Source organism: Sulfitobacter brevis (genome assembly GCF_900112755.1).
GTDB lineage: Bacteria > Pseudomonadota > Alphaproteobacteria > Rhodobacterales > Rhodobacteraceae > Sulfitobacter > Sulfitobacter brevis.
Window position 1 is genome coordinate 73,904 of record NZ_FOMW01000005.1, and the last position, 23,228, is coordinate 97,131.

A 23,228-nucleotide genomic window follows, 5' to 3' on the forward strand; every position below is an offset into this window, starting at 1 on the left:
ATTTTCACAAATAACATTTGGCCGGACTGGACGCCGCCGCACGGCCCGCATACCGTCCGCCCTAATGCTTCGATATACCCTCAAACGCTTTGTCTCTTTGGTGCTTTCGCTGGTCGTGGCTTCAATGGTGATTTTCACGGTGATCGAGATCGCACCGGGTGATCCGGCGTCGTTTATGCTCGGGATCAATGCCCAGCCCGAAACCCTCGCCGCTTTGCGTGCCGAACTGGGATTGGAAGGCTCCAAGACCACCCGCTATCTGGCGTGGATCGGCGGCATGGTGACGGGCGATTTCGGCACTTCCTATACCTACCGCACCCCGGTGTTGGACATGGTCGGCGACAGGCTTTGGGTCTCTCTGCCTCTGGCCAGTCTGGCGCTTCTGCTCAGCACCCTCATTGCATTTCCGGCGGGGATTTATGCGGCGTCTCGGCGCGGGCAAGCGGGCGATATGGGCGTGATGGGGGCCACACAGCTTGGCGTAGCGGTGCCCAACTTCTGGTTTGCGATGATGCTGGTGCTGGTATTCGCGATCAACCTGCGCTGGTTTTCGGCGGGCGGTTTTGTGGGATGGGACAAAGGCCTGCTGGCAGGATTGCACGCGCTGACCCTGCCCGCCATCGCATTGGCGCTGCCACAGGCGGCCATTCTAGCCCGCGTCATGCGCTCCTCCCTGCTGGATGTGCTGGGCGAGGATTTCATGCGGACCGCGCGGGCGAAGGGGCTGAGCGAGCGGCAAGCGCTGTGGCGGCACGGGCTGCGCAATGCATTGATACCGGTGCTGACAATCATCGGCTTGCAGTTTTCCTTTCTGTTGGCAGGGTCGATCATCATCGAACAGGTATTTTACCTGCCGGGCCTTGGGCGGTTGATCTTTCAATCGATCTCGGCGCGCGATCTGATTGTGGTGGAGTCAGTGGTGATGCTGTTGGTCTTCTCGGTGATCATGATGAACTTTCTGGTCGACTTGGCTTACGCCGCCGTTGACCCGCGACTGAGGGCCCGCACATGAACCGCAACCTGATCACCGGCGCGGTTCTGTCGGGCATCTTCGTTGCTGCCGCGCTGATCAGCTTTGTCTGGACCCCGTTCGATCACAGCACCCTGAACATCGCCAACAAGCTCAAGCCCCCAAGCGGCGCGCACCTGCTGGGGACCGATCATTTTGGCCGCGATATCCTGAGCATGATCATGGTCGGCGCGCGCACGTCGATTGCGGTGGCGTTTGTCGCGGTGGGGATCGGCATGGGCGTGGGCGTGCCGCTTGGCCTCTGGGCTGCGGCCCGCAACGGCACGTGGCTGGATGAGTTAATCATGCGCGGTAACGATCTGGTCTTCGCCTTCCCCAGTCTGGTCATCGCGATTCTCATCACGGCGATCTTCGGCGCGGGCGCGGTCAATGCCATCATCGCCATCGGCATCTTTAACATTCCGGTTTTTGCCCGCATCACCCGCGGCGCGGCGCTGTCGCTCTGGCAGCGTGAGTTTATTCTGGCGGCCCGTGTGGCCGGAAAATCCGCCGCGCGTATTTCGGGCGAACATATCCTGCCCAATGTCGCCAACCTGCTGATCGTTCAAGGCACGATCCAATTTTCCTTAGGCATCCTTGCCGAAGCGGGGCTGAGCTATGTCGGCCTTGGCGCGCAGCCGCCAACCCCCTCTTGGGGCCGGATGCTCGCTGATGCCCAGACGCTGGTCAGCATCGCGCCGCATATGGCGCTTGTACCGGGTTTTGCGATCATCTTTACCGTGCTGGGGCTGAACCTGATGGGCGACGGCCTGCGCGATTTGCTTGACCCACGTTTGCGGGTGGCGCGGGTATGAGCTTGCTGGACATCACCAACCTGTCGCTGTCGATCCACGACTACAGCGTATTGCACGATGTGACCCTGACCGTTGATGCGGGCGAGATCGTGGCAATTACCGGTGAGAGCGGCTCTGGCAAGTCGATGACCGCTCTCGCCGCGATGCAGCTGCTGCCCAAGGGCAGCCGGACCTCGGGCAATATCATGCTCGGCGAGCGTGATCTCACCCGCCTGTCCGAGCGGGCGCTCTGTGATATTCGCGGCAACGAGATCGGCATGGTGTTTCAAGAACCGATGACCGCGCTCAATCCGGTGCAGACCATTGGCCAGCAGGTGGCCGAGACGATCCGCGTCCACCACCCCGAGATTACCCGCGCCGCCGCGATGGCGCGTGCCGCCGAAACGCTGGCCCGGGTCGGCCTGCCGTCCGAGCGTTTCCCTCTGTCGCGCTACCCGCATGAGCTCAGCGGTGGCCAGCGCCAGCGCGTGGTGATCGCCATGGCCATCGCCCTGCAACCCCGCCTGTTGATCGCCGACGAGCCAACCACAGCACTTGATGTCACCACACAGGCGCAGATCCTCGCATTGCTCAAACGCCTGACCCAAGAAGACGGCATGGGCCTGTTGATGATCACCCATGATCTGGCCGTTGTGGCGGATATGGCCGACCGGATCGTGGTAATGCGGCAGGGCAAGGTCGTCGAACAGGGTGCCACACACCAGTTGCTGCGCGACATGCGCCACCCCTACACCAAGATGCTTTTTGCCGCGTCGGGCCATTTGGTCAACCTGCCACCCGCGCCACCGCCGCGCCCCTTGCTGAAGGTCGAAAACGTCAGCCGTGCCTACCGTCTGCCGCGCAGCAGCCTGTTTGGCGCGCCGTCCTCAATGACAGCTGTCGATGATGTGTCCTTTACCATCCAGCGCGGCGAGCGGTTGGGGCTGGTCGGCGAATCCGGCTGTGGCAAATCCACCCTGACCCGCGCGCTGCTGGGGTTGGAGCAAGTGCAATCAGGTGCCATTACGCTCGATGGTGAACCAGTATTTTCCGGCGACAAACCCAACCTCGCGGTGCGGCGCAAGATGCAGGTGGTGTTCCAGGACCCCTTCGGCAGTTTCAACCCCCGCCACCGTGTCGAGCGGCTTATCACCGAATCGTTTCACCTGTTGCCCACTCCGCCGCGCGGCGCCGAACGCCAAAAGATGATTGACGAGGCGCTTATCGCTGTGGGCCTCAAACCCTCCGACGCCCGCAAATACATCCACGAGTTTTCCGGCGGTCAGCGCCAGCGCATCGCCATCGCCCGCGCGTTGATCATCCGGCCCGATCTCATCTTGTTTGACGAAGCCGTCAGCGCGCTGGATGTCTCGGTACGGGCGCAAATCCTTGATCTGCTGGCCGAACTCTGTGCCGCCTACGACCTGACCTATCTGTTCATTTCGCATGACCTTTCGGTGGTCCGCACCGTCACTGACCGCGTGCTGGTAATGAAATCCGGCAAAATCGTCGAGGAAGGGCCGACCGCGCAGGTTTTCGAGAACCCGCAGCATCCCTATACCCGCAAGCTGATCGCCGCAGCCCCTGTGCTGCCTGACACGTCAAAGGTTCCGGTATGACAGGGCGCATCTCCATCTCTCCGGTCCCCGAAAGCCGCCGCGCGATGATTGACGCAATGGCCGCCGCCTATTTCGACGAGCTGTTGCCCGAGGGTCCGCGCTTTTACCCCGCCGCCATTGACCGTTACTGGATCGAACGGGGCCGCCACCCCTATCTGATCGAGCAGAACGGCGCAGCCATCGGCTTTGCGCTGGTCTGGAACCACCCAGACGGCACCCATGAACTTACTGAATTCACTATCCAGCCCGCCTTTCGCCATCAGGGGATCGGCACCCAAGCCGCTGGCCTGATTTTTGCCGCGCTTGGCGGGGATTGGGTGCTCGGCGTCGCCGAAAACTCGCCCGGCGGCATGGAGTTCTGGCGCCAGTGTCTGGACGGTATCGACGGCGTCTGTGACGTGGCAGAGGCCCCCCCGCGCACCCGCCACCAAAGCGGCAGCTTTTCGTTCCGTGTCGAGCGTTAGACTGCACGCTCTTGGCAAGTGGCTTGGAAAACTTCACACTCAGCCGCATCTGCACCCTTAACGGAGAGCTGCCATGCGACTGACCGGAAAGACTGCAATCGTGACCGGAGGTGCCTCCGGTTTTGGCGCGGGCATCGTCAGGCGATTCCTGCAAGAAGGCGCGAAAGTAATGATCGCCGACATCAACGGCGAGGCCGCTAAACAGTTGGCACAGGAGATGGGCGATCACGCCACTGCACTGCGGGTTGATGTCGGCGACAGGCCGAGCGTGCAGGAAATGGCCCGCCATGCCATCGAGCAATGGGGCCATGTGGACATCTTGATCAACAACGCCGGCATCACCCATATGCCGACCCCGCTGGAGGAGGTCAGCGAGGAAGATTTTGACCGCGTGTATCGGGTGAATATGAAATCGGTGTACCTGACGGCCCATGCGCTGGTGCCGCATCTCAAGGAACGCGGCAAGGGGGTTATCCTCAACATTGCGTCTACGGCGGGCGTATCGCCCCGCCCGAAGCTGAATTGGTACAACGCCTCCAAGGGCTGGATGATCACCGCGACCAAGGCGATGGCGGTCGAGCTTGCGCCGGACGGCATTCGCGTCAACGCGCTCAACCCCGTCGCAGGCGAAACGCCCCTGCTGAAAAGCTTTATGGGTGAAGACTCACCACAAATGCGGCAAAAATTCTTGTCAACGATCCCGCTGGGGCGCTTTTCGCAGCCCGAAGATATCGGTAATGCGGCGCTGTTCTTATGCTCAGACGAGGCCAGCATGATCACCGGCGTCGCTATGGAAGTCGATGGCGGTCGCTGTATATGACGCCCGGTCCCAAGAACCTGATCACCGATGTGCGCGGTCTGCGGGTCGGCAATGCGCAAGACGACCGCTTGAAATCGGGGGTGACGGTGTTGCTGCCTGACCAGCCCGCTGTGGCATCGGTGCATGTGATGGGCGGCGCCCCCGGCACGCGGGAGACTGACCTGCTGGCGCCAGATAAGTCCGTCGCCGCGATTGACGCGTTGGTGCTTTCGGGCGGGTCAGCCTACGGCATCGACGCCTGTTCCGGCGTGGTGGACCGGCTGCGCGCCGCTGGGCGGGGTTTCAAGGTCGGTGCCGCGACGATCCCGCTGGTGCCCGGCGCGATCCTGTTTGATCTGCTCAATGCCGGCGCCAAGGACTGGGCCGAAAATCCCTATCCCGCGCTTGGCCGCGCCGCCTTTGACGCCGCCAGCGACGATTTTGAGTTGGGCACCGTGGGGGCTGGCACCGGCGCACTCAGTGCAATGTTGAAAGGCGGGCTTGGTTCCGCGTCACTGCGACTGCCGGATGGCACGATGGTCGGCGCGCTTGTCGCCGCCAACCCGGTCGGGGCAGTGACCACACCCGGAGACAAGCATTTTTATGCCGCCCCGTTCGAGATTGCGGGCGAGTTTGGCGGGCTAGGTCCCGATCCGGCAAGCGGCCTTGGTTTGTCGCTCGAAAGCCGCAAGGCCGCGGCCATGTCACCGCGAGAAAATACCACCATCGCGATCATCGCCACTGATGCCACGCTCACCAAGGCCGAATGCCACCGCGTTGCCGTTGCCGCGCATGACGGCATCGGCCGCGCCACAGTGCCAGCCCATACGCCGCACGACGGTGATCTGGTGTTTGCCCTGTCGACAGGCGTGCAGGCCAAGGGCGATGTGCTGATGATCGGCCATGCAGCCTCGCTCTGCCTTGCCCGCGCGATTGCCCGCGCGATTTATGCCGCCACCCCCGCCGAAGGGGATTTGTTGCCCTGTTGGAGCACTTTGAATGCCTGAACTATCGCTAAAGGACGTCACTCTGCATTATGAAATCGAAGGCGACGGCCCGCCGCTGTTGATGCTTGCGGGGATGATGGGGGATAGCGCCAGCTGGGGTGCGCTCGCGCCACTGCTGACCCCGCATTTCACCGTAATCCGCCCCGACAATCGCACCACCGGACGCACCATTCCATGGAACGCGCCCGTATCTGTGCACCGGATGGCACAGGATGCGCAGGCGTTGATGCAGCACTTGCGGCATAGCTTATATCATGTTGCAGGCCATTCGATGGGCGGGCTGATGGCGATGGAGTTGGCAGGACTGGCAGGAGGCGCGCTTGCATCGCTCAGCATCCTCGCCTCCGCGCCCGTGCGGGTGCCGCGCACTGCGGCCGTCTTCGACACGCTGCTGACAATCCGCCAGAGTGCCGCAGGCGAGGAGCTTTGGCTGCGGGCGCTCTATCCGTGGATATTCCAGCCCAACTTTTTCAACGATGCCAAAAATACCGAAATCGCGCTAAAGGCCGCGCTTGGCTATCCACATGCGCAAACAGCCGACGCGATGGCCCACCAGATCGAAGCGCTGCGCAGTTTTCGCCCGACCGTCCGCCCCACCGATCTCGCCTGCCCGACCCAGACCCTTTTCGCAGAACATGACCTTTTGATCCCCGAGCCCGCGGGCCGCACCGTGTTCGAGGCAGTCCCTGACATTACTCAACACAGCGTCGCAGGCGCGGGCCATTCCCTGCATTGGGATGCCCCGCAAGCAGTGGCCGACCACCTGCGCAGCTTTATCGCCCAACACCCCATTGCGGAGCCAACATGACGACCGATCTCTATGGCTTGCCGATCACCGCAAGCACCGCCGCAACCGAGGCTGCGATAAACGACTTCATCCACGGTTTCATCGCCTATGAGCAAAAGGCCACGGGTATCATCGCCGCTGCCGACGCTGATCCGGAATGCGGTCTCGCCAACGCCTATGCCGCGATGCTGTGGATGTTTCTTGAGCACCCGGTCGCGCCCGCGAAAGCCGCGCCTTACCTTGCTCGCGCGCGTGCCGCGCCGCAGGGCACCGCGCGTGAACAGGCGGTTATCGACGTGGTTGGCTACTGGGTGGACGGCGACATCCCTGCCGTCCTCACAGGTTGCGACGCGATCACCACCGAACACCCGCGCGACATGGGTATGCTCAAGCTGGCGCAGTACCACCTCTTCAACCTCGGTGATGCGGCGGGCATGTTGCGGATGGCGCTAAAGGCCTTGCCGGATGCAGCAGACATTTCTTACGTTCACGGCATGATCGCTTTTGGCTATGAGCAATGCCATCTGCTCGACCAAGCCGAAGTCGCCGCACGCCACGCGATGTCCCTGCGCCATGATGAGCCTTGGGCGCATCACGCGCTGGCTCACGTGATGCTGACCCAAGGCCGCGTTGCCGAAGGGGCGACATTTCTTGAAAGCGTCGCACCGACATGGCAGCCGCTGAACTCCTTCATGCGTAGCCATAACTGGTGGCATCTGGCGTTATTCTACTTGTCGCAGGGACGGCACGATGAAGTGCGCAATGCGTATGACACGCATATCTGGGGCTTGGCCAAGGACTACAGCCAGGATCAGGCTGGCGCCGCCTCCATACTGGCACGTATGGAATTTGCCGGTGTCGATGTCGGAGACCGTTGGGCCGACGTTGCTGCCCATGTCGCCGCGCGGGGCATCGACACCGTGAACCCCTTCCTGACCCTTCAGTACCTCTATGCACTGGGCCGGACCCGCCACGGCGAGGCGAAGATGCTGCTTAGGGCGATTGAGGAAAGGGCCGCCACAGCCGAGCGTTTTGAACATGCCGCTTGGGCAGAGGTCGCTCTGCCTGCGGCGCGGGGTATCCTGGCCTATTGCGAGGGCGACTTGTCCACGGCGATCCGCCAGCTTGGGCAACGCCTGCCCCGCATGGCGGAATGCGGAGGCAGCCACGCCCAACGCGATCTGTTCGAGCAAATTCATCTGGATGCGCTGGTGAGGGACGGACGTGCTTCAGCCGCGCAGCAGGTGTTGGAAATGCGCCGCACCTATGATCCCGACGGGGTGCCGCTTAACCTGCTGTTAGGGGATATCTATGACCAGACTGGTCTACCCGATCTGGCCGAAATAGCACGGGCCCGCGCGGCGCGGACCCGTGCAGAGTTTCAAACCGCGTCGGGCTGATTGGCAGGGGCCGCATCTGCCAGCACTTTTACGTTCATGCAGTTATCGTGGATGCGGCTGATCGTCGGATAGGCCGACATATCGACATCGAACCGCGCATTGTTCAACACCTGAGCATAGAGGCAAAGATCGGCCAGCCCCACCGCATCGCCGTGGCAGAACGCGCCGGTTTCCGACTCGCTTGCCAAACGCGCTTCAAGCGCCGTCATGCCTGCTTCTGCCCATTTGCGGAACCACGCAGCTTTGCCTGCGGCATCAACGCCGTATTCGGCCTCCAGATGCTTGAGGATGCGCAGGTTGTTCAGCGGATGGATGTCCAGCGCCACGATATGCGCGAGGCTGCGCACCCGTGCACGGCCCCATGCGTCAGCGGGCAGCAGCGGCGGCTCCGGATGCACCTCATCCAACCATTCAAGGATCGCCAGAGATTGCGGCAACGGTCCTTGGGGCGTCACCAAGGTCGGCACCAACCCCGAAGGGTTTAGCGCCATATGCTCCGCATGCGCATGCTCCCCTTTCAGTAGCGAGAGCGGCACATAGTCATAGGCCAGGCCCTTGAGGTTTAGCCCTGCCCGAACCCGCACCGAAGTGGACGAGCGAAAGTAGTTGTGCAGTGCCAGATCGCTCATGCGCGCGGGCCGATCTTAACCTCAAGCTCGCCAATACCGTCAACGCCACCCGTAATCACATCCCCCGCAACAACCGAGCCGACACCGGCAGGCGTGCCAGTCATAACGATATCACCAGGCTCCAGCGTCATGGATTTGCTGAGCGTCGACACATGTTCGCGCACCGACCAGATCAGATCAGCGAGATCGGCGTCTTGGCGGACTTCGCCGTTCACCGCCAGCCAGATGCGACCCGTTTCGACCGAGGGCACATCGGCAATCGGCTTGATCGGCCCGATCGGCGCGGAGGCGTCGAAGGCTTTGCCCCAATCCCAAGGGCGGCCCATGTTCTTGGCTTCAGTCTGCAGATCACGGCGGGTCATATCAAGGCCAACGGCAGCGCCCCAAACGTGGTCCATCACATCCGTCTCGGCAATATCCGAGCCGCCTTTGCCGATGGCGATGACAAGCTCGATCTCGTGATGCAGATTCGCGGTCAATTTCGGATAGACCATGGTGCAGGGCGTATCGACAGCGGCATCGGCGGGTTTGGTAAAGAAGAACGGCGCCTCACGGGTCGGGTCTTTGCCCATCTCGCGGGCATGGGCCTCATAGTTGCGGCCAACGCAAAAAATCCGGCGGATCGGAAAACGGTCCTCGGTGCCCTGAACGGCAAGGCTGGCCTGCTGCGGCGCGTCAAATACATACATCAGTGGTTTCCTCTGTGGTCGCGGAAAAGACCGAGCTTTTCCTGAATGGGTCGGTCGGAGTACGAAAACAGCACGGCGTCGCTGTCGGCGTCGTGGATGATCTCGTGCCAGCTTGGCACAACGAACACGTCACGCGGGGCCCAGTCAATCACCTGATCGCGCACGCGGGTGCGGCCCGTGCCTTCGACACAGACATAGACGGTAGCATCGGTAGACTTATAAGGCGCGCCGCTAAAGCCTTTGGGCAAAAGTTGCAGACAGGTGCCAATGGTCGGCATCGCCCAACCCCCATCGACCGGATTGATATAACGCATTTTCAGGCCATGCGACGGGTCCCATTCTTCGGTCCGGCGCATCAGTTCCAGCGCCTCGCGCGAGCGGGCATAGGGGTAGTTGAAGATTGGCGAAGAGGGCTTGGCCCGTTCATATCCCAAAGGCAGCATATTGGCACCATACCGTGCCGTACTGTCATTGGTCGGCTTGGTGATTTCCTGCTGGTCCTCGCCCAACCCTTCGGCAAAGGAGGCATCGAGAAACTGCACAACGGGGATATCGAGCCCGTCGAGCCAGAAAATCGGATCTTCAGTAGTATTGCCGTGGTCATGCCATTCCCAGTTCGGCGTGATCACGAAATCACCAAAATGCATCTCGGTCTTTTCGCCACCGACTGCCGTGAACCCGCCTGAGGATTCCAGCACGAAGCGCAGTGCTGATTGGGTGTGTCGGTGCGCAGGCGCGACCTCGCCCGGCATCACGCATTGCACGCCGCAATAAAGGCTCGTGGTGACCTTGGAGCTGCCTTTGAGGCCGGGGTTCTCGAGGATCAGCACGCGGCGCTCGGCCTCCTTCGCAGTGATCAGCCCTGCGGCTTCGATCAGCCGTGCGCGCACGCTGTTATAGGACCATTTGAACGGGATACAGCCCGACTTCGGCTCAGGTGTAATGATGCCCGCCATGACGGACCACAAGGCGCGCATCGATTCCGGTTCAATCGCGGCATAGAACGCATCGCGTTCGGGGGTGTTGGGCGGAGCGTCTTGGGTCATCTCACAGTCTCCATGCGTTTCAGGGCTTGGCGATCGATCTTGTCGGTGCCGGTTTTTGGCAGCGCATCAAGAAAGACGATCTCTCGGGGGTATTTATGCGGCAGCAGTGCTGCCTTGGCATGGCGTACCAGATCGGCACGCAGGGCGTCGTTGCCTTTGGTTAGCGGCGCCACCCATGCTTTGATCGTCACCCGCCCGTCGTCCAGCGGCATGGCAAGCACGCAGGCCTCGCGGACCTGCGGATGATCGTTCAGCGCCCATTCGATCTCCAGCGGATAAACCCACTGCCCGCTGACCTTGACCAGATCATCGGCGCGGCCTTTGAAGAAGTAATAGCCGTCTGCATCGCGCGTAAAACGGTCGCCGGTATCAATCCAGCCGTCGACCATAGTCTCAGCCGTTTTCTCTGGGCGGTTCCAGTATTGTTCGGCGCCCGACAGGCCCATGACCTGCATCACGCCCTCCTCATCGTCCTCGGCCTCGCGGCCTTCAGGGGTCAACAGCCGAATGCGATATCCGTCGACAACACGCCCCGCCGCGCCCGGCTTTTGCATGGCCTCAGTGTTGCTGAGGTAGATGTGCAGCATCTCGGTAGAGCCGAGCCCTTCGACGATGGGCAGGGCGAACCGTTCCTGCCACTCCCGCGCCAGTTCGGGCGACAGCACCTCGGCTGCGGAAACGCAGAGCCGGACCGAGGCCATATCCACGCTCTCGATCGCCGCATCGTTGGCCAGCGCAGTATAGAGCGTCGGCAAGCCAAACAGGATCGTCGGGCGGTGGGTATTGATCTGGTCAAAGCAGCGCACGGGTGTGGGCCGCTCTGATAGCAGGACCGATGCCGCGCCGACGGCGAAAGGGAACGTGACCGAGTTACCGAAGCCGTAGGCAAAGAATATTTTGGGGATCGAGAAGCAGATATCATCCCTGCTGATTTTCAGCACTGTGCGGGCGTAGGTATGGGCGATATAGGCTGCATCCTCGTGCCGATGCACAACGCCTTTTGGCTTGCCTGTTGAACCCGATGAATACATCCAAAATGCCATATCTGTCCGCGCTGCCGGATGTTCGGCAAGCGTGGCGGGTTGGTCCTGCCACGGGCGGTCAGCGGCGTTTAGCACCTTAACTTTAGCACTTGCGAACAACTCACCATACGATGCCGAATGGAGTACGGCCGTCGCACCTGAATCCGCAAGATAGAAGTCTACCAATTCTTGTGTCGACAGCGTATTAATCAGCATAGGCACCAGCCCGGCCCGCATCGCGCCCATAATCGCCGCCGGATAGACCGGATGGTCGTCGAGATAAAGCAGCACCCTATCGCCAGCGGTGCAGCCAGCGGCCAGCAGCGCATTGCCGATCCGCGCGGCCTCGGCCTGAACATCGCCGTAGGTCCAGTTGCCGTCGTCGTGAAAAATCGCCATGCGGGCGGGATTATTGTCCCACAGCAGCCGTGAGGCGTTGTAGCTGTCCGGCAGATCGAACCCGACCGATTGCGCCAGATCTTGGGCGTTCATACCGTGGCCTCCAGATTGATGCCCATGGCTTGCAATTTTGCTGTGAACTCGGGCGCCAGACGGGCAAGGCGGTCTGCATCCAGCCGTCCGGCGCGGCGGATGTAGCTTAGCGCGAAGGGATAAGGATCAAGCTGCATGTGTGTGCCGAAATCCTCGTACCAGTTTGCACTCGCTTGGGCGGCGGTGACAATTTTATTGAGCACCGGCTGGCGTGCGGCCTGATAGGCAGGCAAGGCGGCGGCCACATCCCAGTCGGCGTCGCGCAGGGCGCGGGCCAAGGCGATCACATCCTCCAGCGCCAACCGTGTGCCGGAGCCGATGGAGAAATGCGCCGTGTGCAGCGCGTCCCCCACCAACACGCGGTTACCGAGATGCCACGTTTCGCAAGTCAGGGTCGGAAACTGCCGCCATGTCGAATTGTTGGGGATTAGTTCAGCCCCTTGCAGATGGTCCGCAAAGAACGCCTCACAGGCGGCGCGGTACTCAGGCTCCTCCATCTGGTCAAAGCCATTGCGGCGCAGAGTTTCGGACCCCATCTCGATGATGAATGTCGCGCGCGCCGGTGCATAGCTGTAGTGATGGGCATTCATTGGGCCGTGCGGCGTGTCGATGAAGGTCTGGGTCAGCGCATCAAATTCACGGTTTGCGCCGTACCAGACAAAACGGTTGCCTAAGTGGCTGACGCTCTCGCCAAAAGCATCGGGCGTAGCGCTGCGGACAACCGAGTTCAGCCCATCTGCGGCGATCATCAGGTCTGCTTCCGGCAGGTCATCAGGCTTGTCGATGCGGATGTCGTATTGCGGCACTACGCCCAGATCAGCGGCGCGGGTCTGCAGGAGCTTAAGCAGCTCCAACCGCCCAATGCCGGCAAAGCCGATACCGTCGATCGCGATGCGTCTGCCTTTGTGGTTGATCACGATGTCCGACCACCGCTGCATATGCGGCGCGATCAGATCAGCGGTGTCGGGATCATCGGCACGCAAAAACTCAAGTGCTTGATCGGAGAACACCACGCCAAAACCAAAGGTCGCGCCCGCCAGATTTTGCTCAAAAACCCGCACGTCCAGATCGGCCCGCATACGTTTGAGCAGAATCGCGGCGTAAAGTCCTGCGGGCCCTGCCCCCAAAATATTAATGCGCATGGCCTCCCCTTCCCTTTGCATATTTTTACGTAACACGTTACGCTATACGTAATCAAGGGAGTTATCAGATGGCTGATCAGGATCGTGGACGGGGCGTGCAATCGGTTGAGGTATCGGTCGCGCTTTTGACGGCATTGGCACGGCACGGGGCGGCAATGCCGCTCACCGATCTGGCGGCGGCGGCAGGCATGGCGCCCGCAAAGGTCCACCGTTATCTGGCAAGCTTCATCGAAAGCGGCATGGTGCGGCAGCGCACGTCGGGCAAATATGATCTGGGCCCCCGCGCCGCCGAGATCGGTATTGCCGCCGTGGCACGTATTGATCCGGTGAATTCTGCTGCCGATGGACTGTCGGACTTGGTCGAGCAGACGGGAATGAGCGCTACCCTTGCCGTTTGGGGCACCCACGGCGCGACCGTGATCCGTTGGGAGCGGGCGGCGACGGCTCTGGTCACGACATTGGGGGTCGGGTCGGTTTTGCCGGTCACCCGCTCTGCAACGGGCCGGATTTTTCTGGCGCATTTGCCCGACAGGTTGTTGGCGGATTTGGTCAGTGCCGAGGGCACCAACCTCGCCGCCACTGAACCTCTGCGCGCCGACATACGCAGCATTGGCATCGCAATCGCCGATCAGGAATTTATCCCCGGTCTCTATGCGCTGGCCTGTCCTGTCATGGATGTGCAGGGCAGTCCTGTTGCCGTGGTCACGCTGGTCGCGACCGACCGCAAAGTGCTAAAGCCCAACCATCCGGCCCGCCAACAGCTACGGGCCTATTGCGCGCGATAACCATTCGTGGCTGTTATTTGCCGGTACGGTTGATAACATAGGTTTACAGTTGCCCCATATCCGTCTTTTAACGGGGCGCAATTCAACCGAACCAAATAAATTGTCCGTAATTACTTTTATATCAATCATGCTAAAACGCTAGTCGCCTGAAGGCGCATTGGGCGTGAATTAGACGAAGGATAAACTATGACGTCGAACGACATCACACCGGTCATCTTGTGCGGCGGATCGGGCACACGGCTTTGGCCCGTGTCACGGCAAAGCTTTCCTAAACAGTTCATCCAGCTGATCGGCGAAGGCAGCCTGTTTCAGCAGTCCAGCACCCGCCTGTCCGGTGCCGGATTTGCCGCGCCGATTGTGGTGACCAATTCCGACTTTCGCTTTATCGCCACCCAACAGTTGGCAGAAGCGCAGATTGATCCCGGCGCTGTGCTGATCGAACCCGCTGCGCGCAATACCGCACCCGCCCTGCTGGCAGCGGCGATTTTGCAAGCCAAGACTGACGCAAACGCGCTGATGCTGGCGGCTCCCTCGGATCACTACATCACGCAGGCCGACACTTTCCGCGACAGTGTGCGAAAAGGCATCACCGCCGCGCAGGCCGGACAAATCGTCACCTTCGGCATCACCCCAGACCAGCCTGAAACCGGCTATGGCTATCTGGAGCTTGGTACCGATGAGGTCCATGGCGCTGTCCCGTTGAAGCGCTTTGTCGAAAAACCGCAACTGGCCGAGGCCGAGCGGATGCTCGCGGCTGGCGGCTATCTGTGGAACGCTGGTATCTTCATGTATACCGCGCAGGCAATGATTGACGCTTTCGCCAAACATGCGCCCGAAACCCTTGAACATGTCACCGCTGCGGTTGATGCGGCTGAACCCGACCTCGGGTTCTTGCGGCTCGATCCTGCGGCATGGAATAAATGCGCCGATATTTCGGTCGATTTCGCAATTATGGAGAAGGTCGATAATCTCTCGGTCATCGAACACCACGGCGACTGGTCCGATCTAGGCGGCTGGGGCGCTGTGCATATGCATGCCGACACAGACGAAAACGGGGTTGCCGTGCAAGGCGCTGCCCTCGCTGTAGATTGCGAAAATACCTTGCTACGGTCCGAGAATGACGGGCTGCAGATCGTCGGTCTGGGCCTTAAGGATATCGTCGCTGTAGCAATGCCGGATGCGGTGCTGGTGGCGGATCGGTCGCGGGTCGCAAATTTGGGCGATGTGGTTAAGCAGATGCGCAAATCCACGATCCCGCAGGCCAATACCTTCCCCAAAGACCACCGGCCATGGGGCTTTTTCGAGACCCTGATCTTGGGCGGGCGTTTTCAGGTGAAACGGATTGTCGTGACGCCCGGCGCGGCGCTCAGCCTACAAAGCCACGTCCACCGCTCCGAGCATTGGATCGTTGTGGCAGGCACGGCAAAGGTCACCATCGACGACAAGGTGCAATTGGTTTGCGAGAATGAGTCCGTCTATATCCCGCTCGGCGCGGTTCACCGGATGGAGAACCCCGGCAAGGTACCGATGGAATTGATCGAAGTGCAAACCGGCAGCTATCTCGGCGAGGACGACATCGTGCGCTATGAGGATGTCTATGCCCGCGGTCAGGGCGCCAAGGGGTAATTTCCCGCCCCCGCCACGGCAAAAATACGTGGTTATATTCTAATGATCTGGCGGGAAAGTATTTCGCCAGATCGGCCTGTACAAATGGCACCAAACGCGGAAATGCTGCCCCCGACAGAAGCGTTTGATTTGGGGAGACGGCAGCAGATGCATTTTGGATTGTCCGAAGAGCAGGAAATGATCGTATCAACGGTCAGAAGTTTCGTCGAAAAAGAGATTTACCCGCATGAAGCAGAGGTCGAGCGTACCGGACAAGTGCCGCATGAGCTTGGCGAGAAGATCAAACAGAAGACCATCGACCTCGGCTTTTACGCCTGCAACTTCCCCGAGGAAGTCGGCGGCGCAGGGCTCTCGCATGTCGATTTCACACTGGTCGAGCGTGAGCTTGGCCGTGGCTCGATGGCGCTGACGCATTTCTTTGGCCGCCCGCAGAACATCCTCATGGCCTGCAACGACGAGCAGCGCGAACGCTATCTGCTGCCTGCCGTGCGTGGCGAGCGGATGGACGCGCTGGCCATGACCGAGCCCGATGCAGGATCAGACGTGCGCGGCATGAAATGTAACGCCGTACGCGATGGTGGAGATTGGGTGGTGAACGGTTCCAAACACTTCATCTCGGGCGCAGAGCACGCGGATTTCTTTATCGTTTTCATCGCGACAGGCGTTGACGACACCCCAAAAGGCCCGAAAAAACGGATCACCACCTTCCTCGTCGATCGCGGCACACCCGGGTTTGAAGTGCGCGACGGCTATAACTCGGTCAGCCACAAAGGCTACAAAAACTGCATCCTCTACTTCGACAACTGCCGCCTGCCCGATGCGCAGGTTTTGGGCGAGGTCGATGGCGGTTTTGCGGTGATGAACGAATGGCTCTACGCCACGCGGATCACAGTCGCTGCGTTTTCCGTCGGCCGCGCGCGGCGCTGTTTCGATTACGCGCTGAACTATGCCGCCGAGCGCAAACAGTTCGGCCAGCAGATCGGCAAATTTCAGGGCGTTGGCTTCCAGATCGCCGATATGATCACCGAAATTGACGCGGCTGACTGGCTGACGCTGGCGGCGGCATGGCGGCTGGATCAGGGTCTGCCCGCCAACCGCGAGATTGCCTCGGCCAAGCTTTATGCCTCCGAGACTCTGGCGCGGGTCACCGACAAGACATTGCAGATCTTCGGCGGCATGGGCCTAATGGACGACTTCCCGATCGAGCGTTTCTGGCGCGATGCACGGGTTGAGCGCATCTGGGACGGCACCTCGGAAATTCAGCGCCACATCATCTCCCGCGACCTTCTGCGACCCTTGGGGGCCTGATGCCGCGCGATCTGAACCGGCTGCTCCGCCCCCGCTCCGTCGCTGTGATCGGCGGTGGCGCGTGGTGCCGCGCTGTGGTGGAGCAATGCCGCAAGATGGGTTTTGACGGGGCGATCTGGCCGATCCACCCGCGCGAGGCCGAGATCGCAGGCGTGCCCGCCTATCCCGACCTAGCCGCCCTGCCCGAAGCCCCCGATGCGACCTTTGTTGGCGTAAACCGCGAGGCCACTATCGCGCTGGTAAAAGAATTGTCGCAGCGCGGTGCAGGCGGCGCGGTTTGTTTCGCCTCCGGTTTTCGCGAAGCGCAGGCCGAGGACGCCAGCGGCGCAGGGCTGCAAGACCAATTGCTTGAGGCGGCAGGCGAGATGCCGATTCTTGGCCCCAACTGCTACGGCTACGTGAACTATCTCGACGGCGCGCTGCTTTGGCCAGACCAGCATGGCGGCAAGCGGGTGACGCGCGGCGTGGCCGTGGTCACGCAAAGCTCCAACATCGCGATCAACATTACCATGCAGACCCGCGGGCTGCCGCTGGCCTATGTCGTGACCGCAGGCAATCAGGCGCAATCGGGCATTTCGGAGATTGGCCGTGCCCTGTTGGATGACCCTCGCGTCACAGCGCTTGGCCTGCATATCGAGGGCATCGGCGATTTGCGCGAGTTCGGGGCGCTCGCCGCCCACGCCCGTGCCTTGGGCAAGCCCATTGTGGCGATCAAGGTCGGGCGCTCGGCGCAGGCCCGTGCCGCGACGGTTTCTCACACCGCATCACTGGCAGGCGGTGATGCTGGCGCCGACGCGCTGCTCTCGCGGCTGGGGATCGCGCGGGTGAATGACCTGCCGACCCTGCTGGAAACTCTCAAGCTGCTCCATGTCACCGGTCCCCTGCCACAAAACGCCATTGCGACGATCAGCTGCTCCGGCGGAGAGGCGAGCCTTGCCGCCGATACCGGCGTCGGCCAAGTCGTCTTCCCGCCACTGAACGAGCGCCAGAAGGCCGATCTGCGCGCCGCTCTCGGCCCCCGCGTCGCCCTTGCCAACCCGCTGGACTACCACACCTATATCTGGCGCGACGTACCCGCGATGACCCGTGCTTTTGCCGCGATGGCTGATCCGCAAATCGCAATAACCCTGCTGATCGTCGATTTCCCCCGCCCTGATCGCTGCGACCCCTCGGACTGGGATTGTGTGATCGCTGCCGCCACGGGCGCGGCGCAGCAAACCGGCGCCCGCTACGGCATGGCCGCAACTCTGCCCGAGCTGATGCCCGAGGAAGTCGCCGAGCAGTTGGTCGCCGCAGGTATTGTACCGTTCTCGGGCCTCAGCGAAGCGATTGCCGCCTGCGCCGCCGCGACCCTAACCCCCGCGACTCACTCCGCACCGATCCTGCTACCGGGGGAAGACGGCGTGCCGCAGATAGTTTCTGAGGCTGAAGCCAAGCAGCGCCTCGCAGCCCACGGCCTGCGCGTCCCGCGTTCGACCCGCTGCGCCACGGCCAAAGAGGCAGGCAAGGCTGCCGCAGATGTTGGCTTCCCCACCGTGCTAAAAGGCGAAGGCATCGCGCATAAGACCGAAGCCGGCGCGGTACGGCTGGGCCTGATGTCCGCCGCCGAAGTTGAAGCCTGCGCCGCCGCAATGCCTGCGACCGGGTTTCTGGTTGAGGAAATGATCACCGGCACGGTCGCGGAACTGCTTGTCGGCGTGGTACGCGACCCTGCGCATGGCTTTGTGCTGACCCTCGCCGCGGGCGGCATCTGGACCGAGATCATGCGCGATTCGGTATCGCTACTGGTGCCTGCCACTGACGCTGTGGTCGACGCCGCGCTCAGCCGGTTGAAAATTGCGCCCCTGCTTGATGGCTACCGCGGCGGCGCTCCCGCTAATCGTGCGGCCATCCTGCAAGCGATCCGCGCGGTTCAGGACTATGTTATCGTCAACGCCGACGGCCTGCACGAGATCGAGATCAATCCGCTGATCTGCACCACCGACGACGCCATCGCTGCCGATGCCCTGCTCCGCACAACCGACTGAAAGGATTCTGCTCATGTCAGACACGATCAAAACCCGTACCGAAGGGGCCATTTTCGAGGTCACGTTGGACCGTCCCAAAGCCAACGCCATTGACCTCAAAACCTCCCGCGAGATGGGCGAAGTTTTTTCCGCCTTCCGCGATGACCCTGCCCTGCGCGTCGCGATCATCACCGGCGGCGGCGAGAAATTCTTTTGCCCTGGCTGGGACCTCAAAGCCGCCTCGGACGGGGATGCCGTGGACGGCGACTATGGCGTCGGCGGCTTTGGTGGTTTGCAAGAACTGCGCGGGCTTAACAAACCGGTCATCGCTGCTGTGAACGGTATCGCTTGCGGCGGCGGGCTGGAATTGGCCCTGAGTGCCGACATGATACTTGCTGCTGAACATGCGACCTTCGCCCTGCCTGAAATCCGCTCCGGCACCGTGGCAGACGCGGCGAGCGTGAAGCTGCCCAAACGTATCCCCTATCACATTGCGATGGAGCTACTGCTGACGGGCCGGTGGTTCGACGCGGCGGAGGCCAAGGGCTGGGGTCTGGTCAACCAGATTTTGCCCGCTGACCAGTTGATGGACCGCGCATGGGAGCTTGCCCGCCTGCTCGCCTCTGGCCCGCCGCTGGTCTATGCCGCGATCAAGGAAATCGTGCGCGACGCCGAGGATTCAAAGTTTCAAGACGCGATGAACCGGATCACGGGCCGACAGCTTTCCAGCGTCGATGTGCTATATTCATCCGAAGATCAGCTAGAGGGCGCGCGCGCGTTTACGGAAAAGCGCGATCCGGTCTGGAAGGGCAAGTAGAAACGAAAAAGGCGCCCGCATTGGGGGCGCCTTTATTGGCAACCGTTCAGCTATACGAAGGAGCGAACGGTCTCTATCGCGCCCGTCAGTGCCTTGCCTTCAGGGTCTTGCAGGGCAGCTTCGCGCAGTCGGGCGATCCATTCTGCGGCGTCCTTGCGACCTTTTAACATGTCTGCTGCATTCATCACCGTGTCGAATTTGGTCAGCCCCCGCGCGTGGGTGTCGGAATAGCCTTTGACCAAGCGGCGGCATTTCAGCAATTCAACACTTAACGCATAGTCTTCGGCCAGCGGCGCCAGCGACCGATCCAGCCACGATTGCAGATGCGCCATTTCGACGGCATGACGCCGCGTACGCAGCCGATAGCCTTTTAGGCCACCGAGAATATGCAGCATCAGGAAAGCAGGCAGGGTATCGGTGCGAAGCCGACGACCTTTGCCAAACAGCCGCTCAAGCCGTTCCATCGTGCGCGGGTTCGCTTCTGCTCGTGCCCCTAGCTTGGCGGGCAACATGCCAGCGACTTCCTCGGCACGGGGATGAAAGAATTCGGTCAACTGCACGAGCTGGCCATCCTTCACGCTCATTTCGTCTCTAATACGGGCAAAACGTGGGGCGCGGGTCTTGAGGTCGGCGACCTTGATGATGTCGTCATAGGCCATCGCGTTCGCGATATACTTTGCTGCGGTGGTGCTGAGTTCCCATTCTTGCGCAGCGCTGTCGCGGCCAATAACTGCGTTCAACTCATCCAGATAGGTCGCGCCATAAGTGCAGTCTTGGAAATCAACAACCTTACCCAAACCCGCCCGTGCCATCGCGACAACGGGAGCGGGCAAGGCCTCCGTGCGGTCCAACAGAACCTGCCATTCGGTGGCTTGCTCGTTCGACCCTGTCACGGGGCTTTCATCCGTTTCTAAAATAGGCTCCGGCGCGGCCACACCATTCTGTGCCACATCAAAGCCAACGGCAAAGGCCTTAAGCGAGGGATCCACCCCTTTACCACCTGCACGGATCGCATCCTCAAAGGCTTCGCGTGAGAAAGGCAGCGCGCCGGACCCCGCCAACGCACCGAACAGACTGGCAGATATCACCGACCCTTGTAGAACGGCAAGCTGGTCCATATCCGCCAAAATCAGTCTCTGTGCAGCGATTTCAGCGGCCGCCTTAACCTCTTCCGCGTCAGCAATCCCGTCCCCCGGGACGCTCTTTTCACTTACTGCCAGCTGGCGATGGGTCGAACCAATTAGCGTTGTCCTGTCTGGCGTCACAAACCCGCGCATGACTGCGCGGCCCACTTCCATCATCTCGGCGGCGATCACCACATCGACATCACCGGCGGAGGGCGCGAGGGCGAACACTGGCTGGTTGTCACTGTGCGGGATCATCTCGACGTAGTAGATCGTCGCCCCCGTCCGCTGCGCCACGCCCGCGACACTAGTCGATTGGGCAACATAGCCTTGCGACCGCGCCAGCGATTCAATCCAGCCGGTCAGCACGCCGCCGCCTTGCCCGCCAACGGCCATCACCGCCAACTTGATAATTTCGGCGACCCGCGCATCGGGGGTCTTTTGACGCAGCATCTGGTTCACGTGAGCGCTCCCATCGGTGGTTGTGGGGCTGCCCGCGCGCCTTGTGGGGCGGTGACATGCACATCGCCGACCCGAATGCGCCGTGCATCGCGGCGGTTTTGCAGCCAGCTGATTGTTTTGGTGCGAAGCCCAGCACGCCATTTCTCGAAACTCGAGGGGTTATGCACCACATCAGCACGGTAAAATGACGGGCAAAGCACGGCGGCGTCAGCCACCTCGCCACAGTTACCGCAGCCCACGCAGGTCTGGTCAATATGCGCGACGGGGTCATCACGCAGCGGATCCTCCAGCCGCTTCAACGACAACGACGGACAACCCGAGAGCCGAATACAGGCGTGATCACCCGTACACACATCACTATCGACACCAAAGCGAGGCACGTCGACGCGGCGACCTTCCTTGATCGCCTTGTTGCGCAACGGTTTTTCACGGCGCTGTTTGTTGAGCATGCATTCCGACGACATGACGATGACTTTCGGACCGTTGTAATCAGTCGTCAGCGCCTCGCGCACCGTGTCGCGCACTTTGGCCACATCATAGGTATGGTCAATCTGACGGATCCACTCCACGCCGACGCCTTTAAGCGCAGCAGAAATTGGATTATTCGTCGATTTAGTGTCGTTATGCGCCCGTGAGGACAGCACGTCCTGCCCGCCCGTGGCGGCGGAATAGTAGTTGTCCACGATCACCGCAACGCTGTCAGACTTGTTAAACACCATGTTCCCGATCGAGGAACTGAGACCGTTGTGCCAGAACCCGCCATCCCCAAGGATCGAGATCGCACGCCGCTCGCCGCCACCGTCAAAGGCCGCGTTGGAGGCTGGGCCAAGGCCATAGCCCATTGTCGCGCCGCCAATTTCGAAGGGCGGCAGGCTTGCGAACAGGTGGCAGCCGATGTCGCCGGTGATCTGGTGCTTGCCAAGTTCCTGCTCAACCAGTTTCATGCCTGCAAAGATCGGGCGTTCAGGACAGCCGGTGCAAAAACCAGGCGGACGGATAGGCACTGTATTGCTCAGATCGGGGATCGCGGGTGGCGCATCGTTTGGCGCCCGAACCTGCCCCGGCAGCATGTCGGGCGCTGCGGCCTTGAGGAACCCGGTTACGCCGTCAAGCATCACTTGACCTGTATATTCCCCCGCCATCGGCAAGACGTCTTTGCCATAAAGCTTGGTCTTACGTCCCAGCTTATAAAGGTAGGACCCAAGCTGCTGTTCAATGTGGTCGGGCTGGCCTTCCTCAATCACCATCACATGATCTTTGCCGGCGCAGAATCCGTCAAATTCGTCTCTAACAATAGGATAAGTAACGTTTAGAACATAGATCGGGATTTCGGTGTTGCCGAAAACATCAGCGAGGCCCAGCCGTTGCAGAGCGCGGATCAACCCGTTGTACATGCCGCCCTGCACGATGATGCCTAAGGGCGCTTTTTCAGGGCCAAAGAATTCATTAAGCTTGTTCTCGACGATGAACTTCTCGGCGGCAGGCCAGCGGTTCTTGACCTTGTCCTGCTCGTGCAAATAGCTCATCGGTGGCAGCACGACGCGGTTAAAATCAGAACGCGGGTTGGCCACAGCCTCTTTCACCGTGAGCGGCGGGCGCACATTATCCTTGGTCGCAAAACTGCCGGTGACGTGGCAGGACCTTATCCGCACCATCAGCATTACGGGCGTGTTCGACGCCTCGCTCAACTCGAACCCGTCCTTCACCGCCTTGGTGATCGACGGCAGGTTGGGACGCGGGTCCAGCATCCAGAACTGCGATTTCATCGCGAACGCGTGTGAGCGCTCCTGCATGATCGACGATCCCTCGCCGTAATCCTCGCCGACGATCACCAACGCACCACCGGTCACCCCTGAGGACGACAGGTTCGCCAGCGCGTCCGATGCTACATTGACCCCGACTGGCCCTTTGAACGTCACAGCGCCGCGGATCGGGTAATGCACCGAGGCGGCCAGCATCGCCGCTGCGGCAGCCTCGCTCGCGTTGGCCTCGAACCGCACACCAAGTTCGGACATCAGCTCTTCGGCGTCGGCCAGTACATCCATCAAATGGGAGATCGGCGCGCCCTGATAGCCGCCGACATAACCGACACCGTTTTCCAGCAGCGCTTTGGTGATCGCGAGAATCCCCTCGCCGGTAAAGACATCCCCTTCGCCTTTGCGCAGATGCTCTACCTCGGCTTTGAACGAACGTTCGGCCAT

At 61.1% G+C, this 23,228-nt stretch carries 20 protein-coding genes; 13 read left to right on the plus strand and 7 right to left on the minus strand.

Translation table 11 applies throughout. The annotated features are described in order from the left end of the window. Nucleotides 1–64 precede the first annotated feature (64 nt). From BM174_RS08015 to BM174_RS08050, 8 genes are all read left to right on the plus strand, one after another. The gene (locus tag BM174_RS08015; protein ID WP_093923336.1) at nucleotides 65–1,012 is read left to right on the plus strand and encodes an ABC transporter permease; all 948 of its coding nucleotides are present in this window, start codon (nucleotides 65–67) and stop codon (nucleotides 1,010–1,012) included. Continuing rightward, complete coding sequence (locus BM174_RS08020) at nucleotides 1,009–1,824, plus strand: ABC transporter permease (protein WP_093923337.1); 816 nt, start codon at nucleotides 1,009–1,011, stop codon at nucleotides 1,822–1,824. The genes BM174_RS08015 and BM174_RS08020 overlap by 4 nt, the downstream gene beginning before the upstream one ends. Further along, the gene (locus tag BM174_RS08025) at nucleotides 1,821–3,422 is read left to right on the plus strand and encodes an ABC transporter ATP-binding protein (protein ID WP_093923338.1); all 1,602 of its coding nucleotides are present in this window, start codon (nucleotides 1,821–1,823) and stop codon (nucleotides 3,420–3,422) included. Before BM174_RS08020 ends, BM174_RS08025 begins: the two co-directional genes overlap by 4 nt. Further along, nucleotides 3,419–3,886: a GNAT family N-acetyltransferase gene (locus BM174_RS08030; protein ID WP_093923339.1), complete on the plus strand. Its 468-nt coding sequence runs from the start codon at nucleotides 3,419–3,421 to the stop codon at nucleotides 3,884–3,886. The genes BM174_RS08025 and BM174_RS08030 overlap by 4 nt, the downstream gene beginning before the upstream one ends. A 73-nt stretch (nucleotides 3,887–3,959) precedes the next feature. After that, on the plus strand, nucleotides 3,960–4,706 hold the full coding sequence (locus BM174_RS08035; RefSeq protein ID WP_093923340.1) for an SDR family oxidoreductase: 747 nt from the start codon (nucleotides 3,960–3,962) through the stop codon (nucleotides 4,704–4,706). Then, nucleotides 4,703–5,692, plus strand: coding sequence for a P1 family peptidase (locus BM174_RS08040; RefSeq protein WP_093923341.1), 990 nt, complete (start codon nucleotides 4,703–4,705; stop codon nucleotides 5,690–5,692). The genes BM174_RS08035 and BM174_RS08040 overlap by 4 nt, the downstream gene beginning before the upstream one ends. Beyond that, the gene (locus tag BM174_RS08045; RefSeq protein ID WP_093923342.1) at nucleotides 5,685–6,500 is read left to right on the plus strand and encodes an alpha/beta fold hydrolase; all 816 of its coding nucleotides are present in this window, start codon (nucleotides 5,685–5,687) and stop codon (nucleotides 6,498–6,500) included. Before BM174_RS08040 ends, BM174_RS08045 begins: the two co-directional genes overlap by 8 nt. Next, nucleotides 6,497–7,879: a tetratricopeptide repeat protein gene (locus BM174_RS08050; protein ID WP_093923343.1), complete on the plus strand. Its 1,383-nt coding sequence runs from the start codon at nucleotides 6,497–6,499 to the stop codon at nucleotides 7,877–7,879. The genes BM174_RS08045 and BM174_RS08050 overlap by 4 nt, the downstream gene beginning before the upstream one ends. Here BM174_RS08050 and maiA read toward each other — a convergent pair. Genes maiA through BM174_RS08075 form a run of 5 tightly spaced genes read right to left on the minus strand, consistent with a single transcriptional unit; the run spans nucleotide 7,861 to nucleotide 12,899 of the window. Then, entirely contained in the window at nucleotides 7,861–8,508 is a 648-nt protein-coding gene (gene maiA / locus BM174_RS08055; RefSeq protein WP_093923344.1) for a maleylacetoacetate isomerase, read from the minus strand. The two genes, BM174_RS08050 and maiA, sit on opposite strands and share 19 nt — an antisense overlap. Then, nucleotides 8,505–9,197: a fumarylacetoacetate hydrolase family protein gene (locus tag BM174_RS08060; RefSeq protein ID WP_093923345.1), complete on the minus strand. Its 693-nt coding sequence runs from the start codon at nucleotides 9,195–9,197 to the stop codon at nucleotides 8,505–8,507. The genes maiA and BM174_RS08060 overlap by 4 nt, the downstream gene beginning before the upstream one ends. Continuing rightward, complete coding sequence (gene gtdA, locus BM174_RS08065; RefSeq protein ID WP_093923346.1) at nucleotides 9,197–10,243, minus strand: gentisate 1,2-dioxygenase; 1,047 nt, start codon at nucleotides 10,241–10,243, stop codon at nucleotides 9,197–9,199. The genes BM174_RS08060 and gtdA overlap by 1 nt, the downstream gene beginning before the upstream one ends. Then, nucleotides 10,240–11,757, minus strand: a complete 1,518-nt coding sequence (locus BM174_RS08070; RefSeq protein WP_093923347.1) for a benzoate-CoA ligase family protein — start codon at nucleotides 11,755–11,757, stop codon at nucleotides 10,240–10,242. The genes gtdA and BM174_RS08070 overlap by 4 nt, the downstream gene beginning before the upstream one ends. Continuing rightward, a complete protein-coding gene (locus BM174_RS08075; protein WP_093923348.1) occupies nucleotides 11,754–12,899 on the minus strand; it encodes an FAD-dependent monooxygenase in 1,146 nt (381 codons plus the stop codon). The genes BM174_RS08070 and BM174_RS08075 overlap by 4 nt, the downstream gene beginning before the upstream one ends. Nucleotides 12,900–12,967: 68 nt before the next feature. Between BM174_RS08075 and BM174_RS08080 the strand changes: the two genes are divergently transcribed. From BM174_RS08080 to BM174_RS08100, 5 genes are all read left to right on the plus strand, one after another. Further along, a complete protein-coding gene (locus tag BM174_RS08080) occupies nucleotides 12,968–13,684 on the plus strand; it encodes an IclR family transcriptional regulator (RefSeq protein ID WP_093923349.1) in 717 nt (238 codons plus the stop codon). 186 nt (nucleotides 13,685–13,870) lie between these two features. Further along, entirely contained in the window at nucleotides 13,871–15,310 is a 1,440-nt protein-coding gene (locus BM174_RS08085; protein WP_093923350.1) for a mannose-1-phosphate guanylyltransferase/mannose-6-phosphate isomerase, read from the plus strand. Nucleotides 15,311–15,457: 147 nt separating this feature from the next. Then, complete coding sequence (locus tag BM174_RS08090; protein ID WP_093923562.1) at nucleotides 15,458–16,618, plus strand: acyl-CoA dehydrogenase family protein; 1,161 nt, start codon at nucleotides 15,458–15,460, stop codon at nucleotides 16,616–16,618. Then, a complete protein-coding gene (locus BM174_RS08095) occupies nucleotides 16,618–18,645 on the plus strand; it encodes an acetate--CoA ligase family protein (protein WP_093923351.1) in 2,028 nt (675 codons plus the stop codon). The genes BM174_RS08090 and BM174_RS08095 overlap by 1 nt, the downstream gene beginning before the upstream one ends. A gap of 13 nt (nucleotides 18,646–18,658) precedes the next feature. Then, nucleotides 18,659–19,441, plus strand: coding sequence for a carnitinyl-CoA dehydratase (locus BM174_RS08100; protein ID WP_093923352.1), 783 nt, complete (start codon nucleotides 18,659–18,661; stop codon nucleotides 19,439–19,441). A 50-nt stretch (nucleotides 19,442–19,491) separates the two neighbouring features. Here the strand turns inward: BM174_RS08100 and BM174_RS08105 are convergent, their stop codons facing one another. Continuing rightward, entirely contained in the window at nucleotides 19,492–21,018 is a 1,527-nt protein-coding gene (locus BM174_RS08105) for an indolepyruvate oxidoreductase subunit beta family protein (RefSeq protein ID WP_093923563.1), read from the minus strand. Between the two features lie 5 nt (nucleotides 21,019–21,023). Further along, nucleotides 21,024–23,228 carry a thiamine pyrophosphate-dependent enzyme gene (locus BM174_RS08110; RefSeq protein WP_093923353.1) on the minus strand — a complete coding sequence of 735 codons (2,205 nt, stop codon included), beginning with the start codon at nucleotides 23,226–23,228 and terminating at the stop codon, nucleotides 21,024–21,026.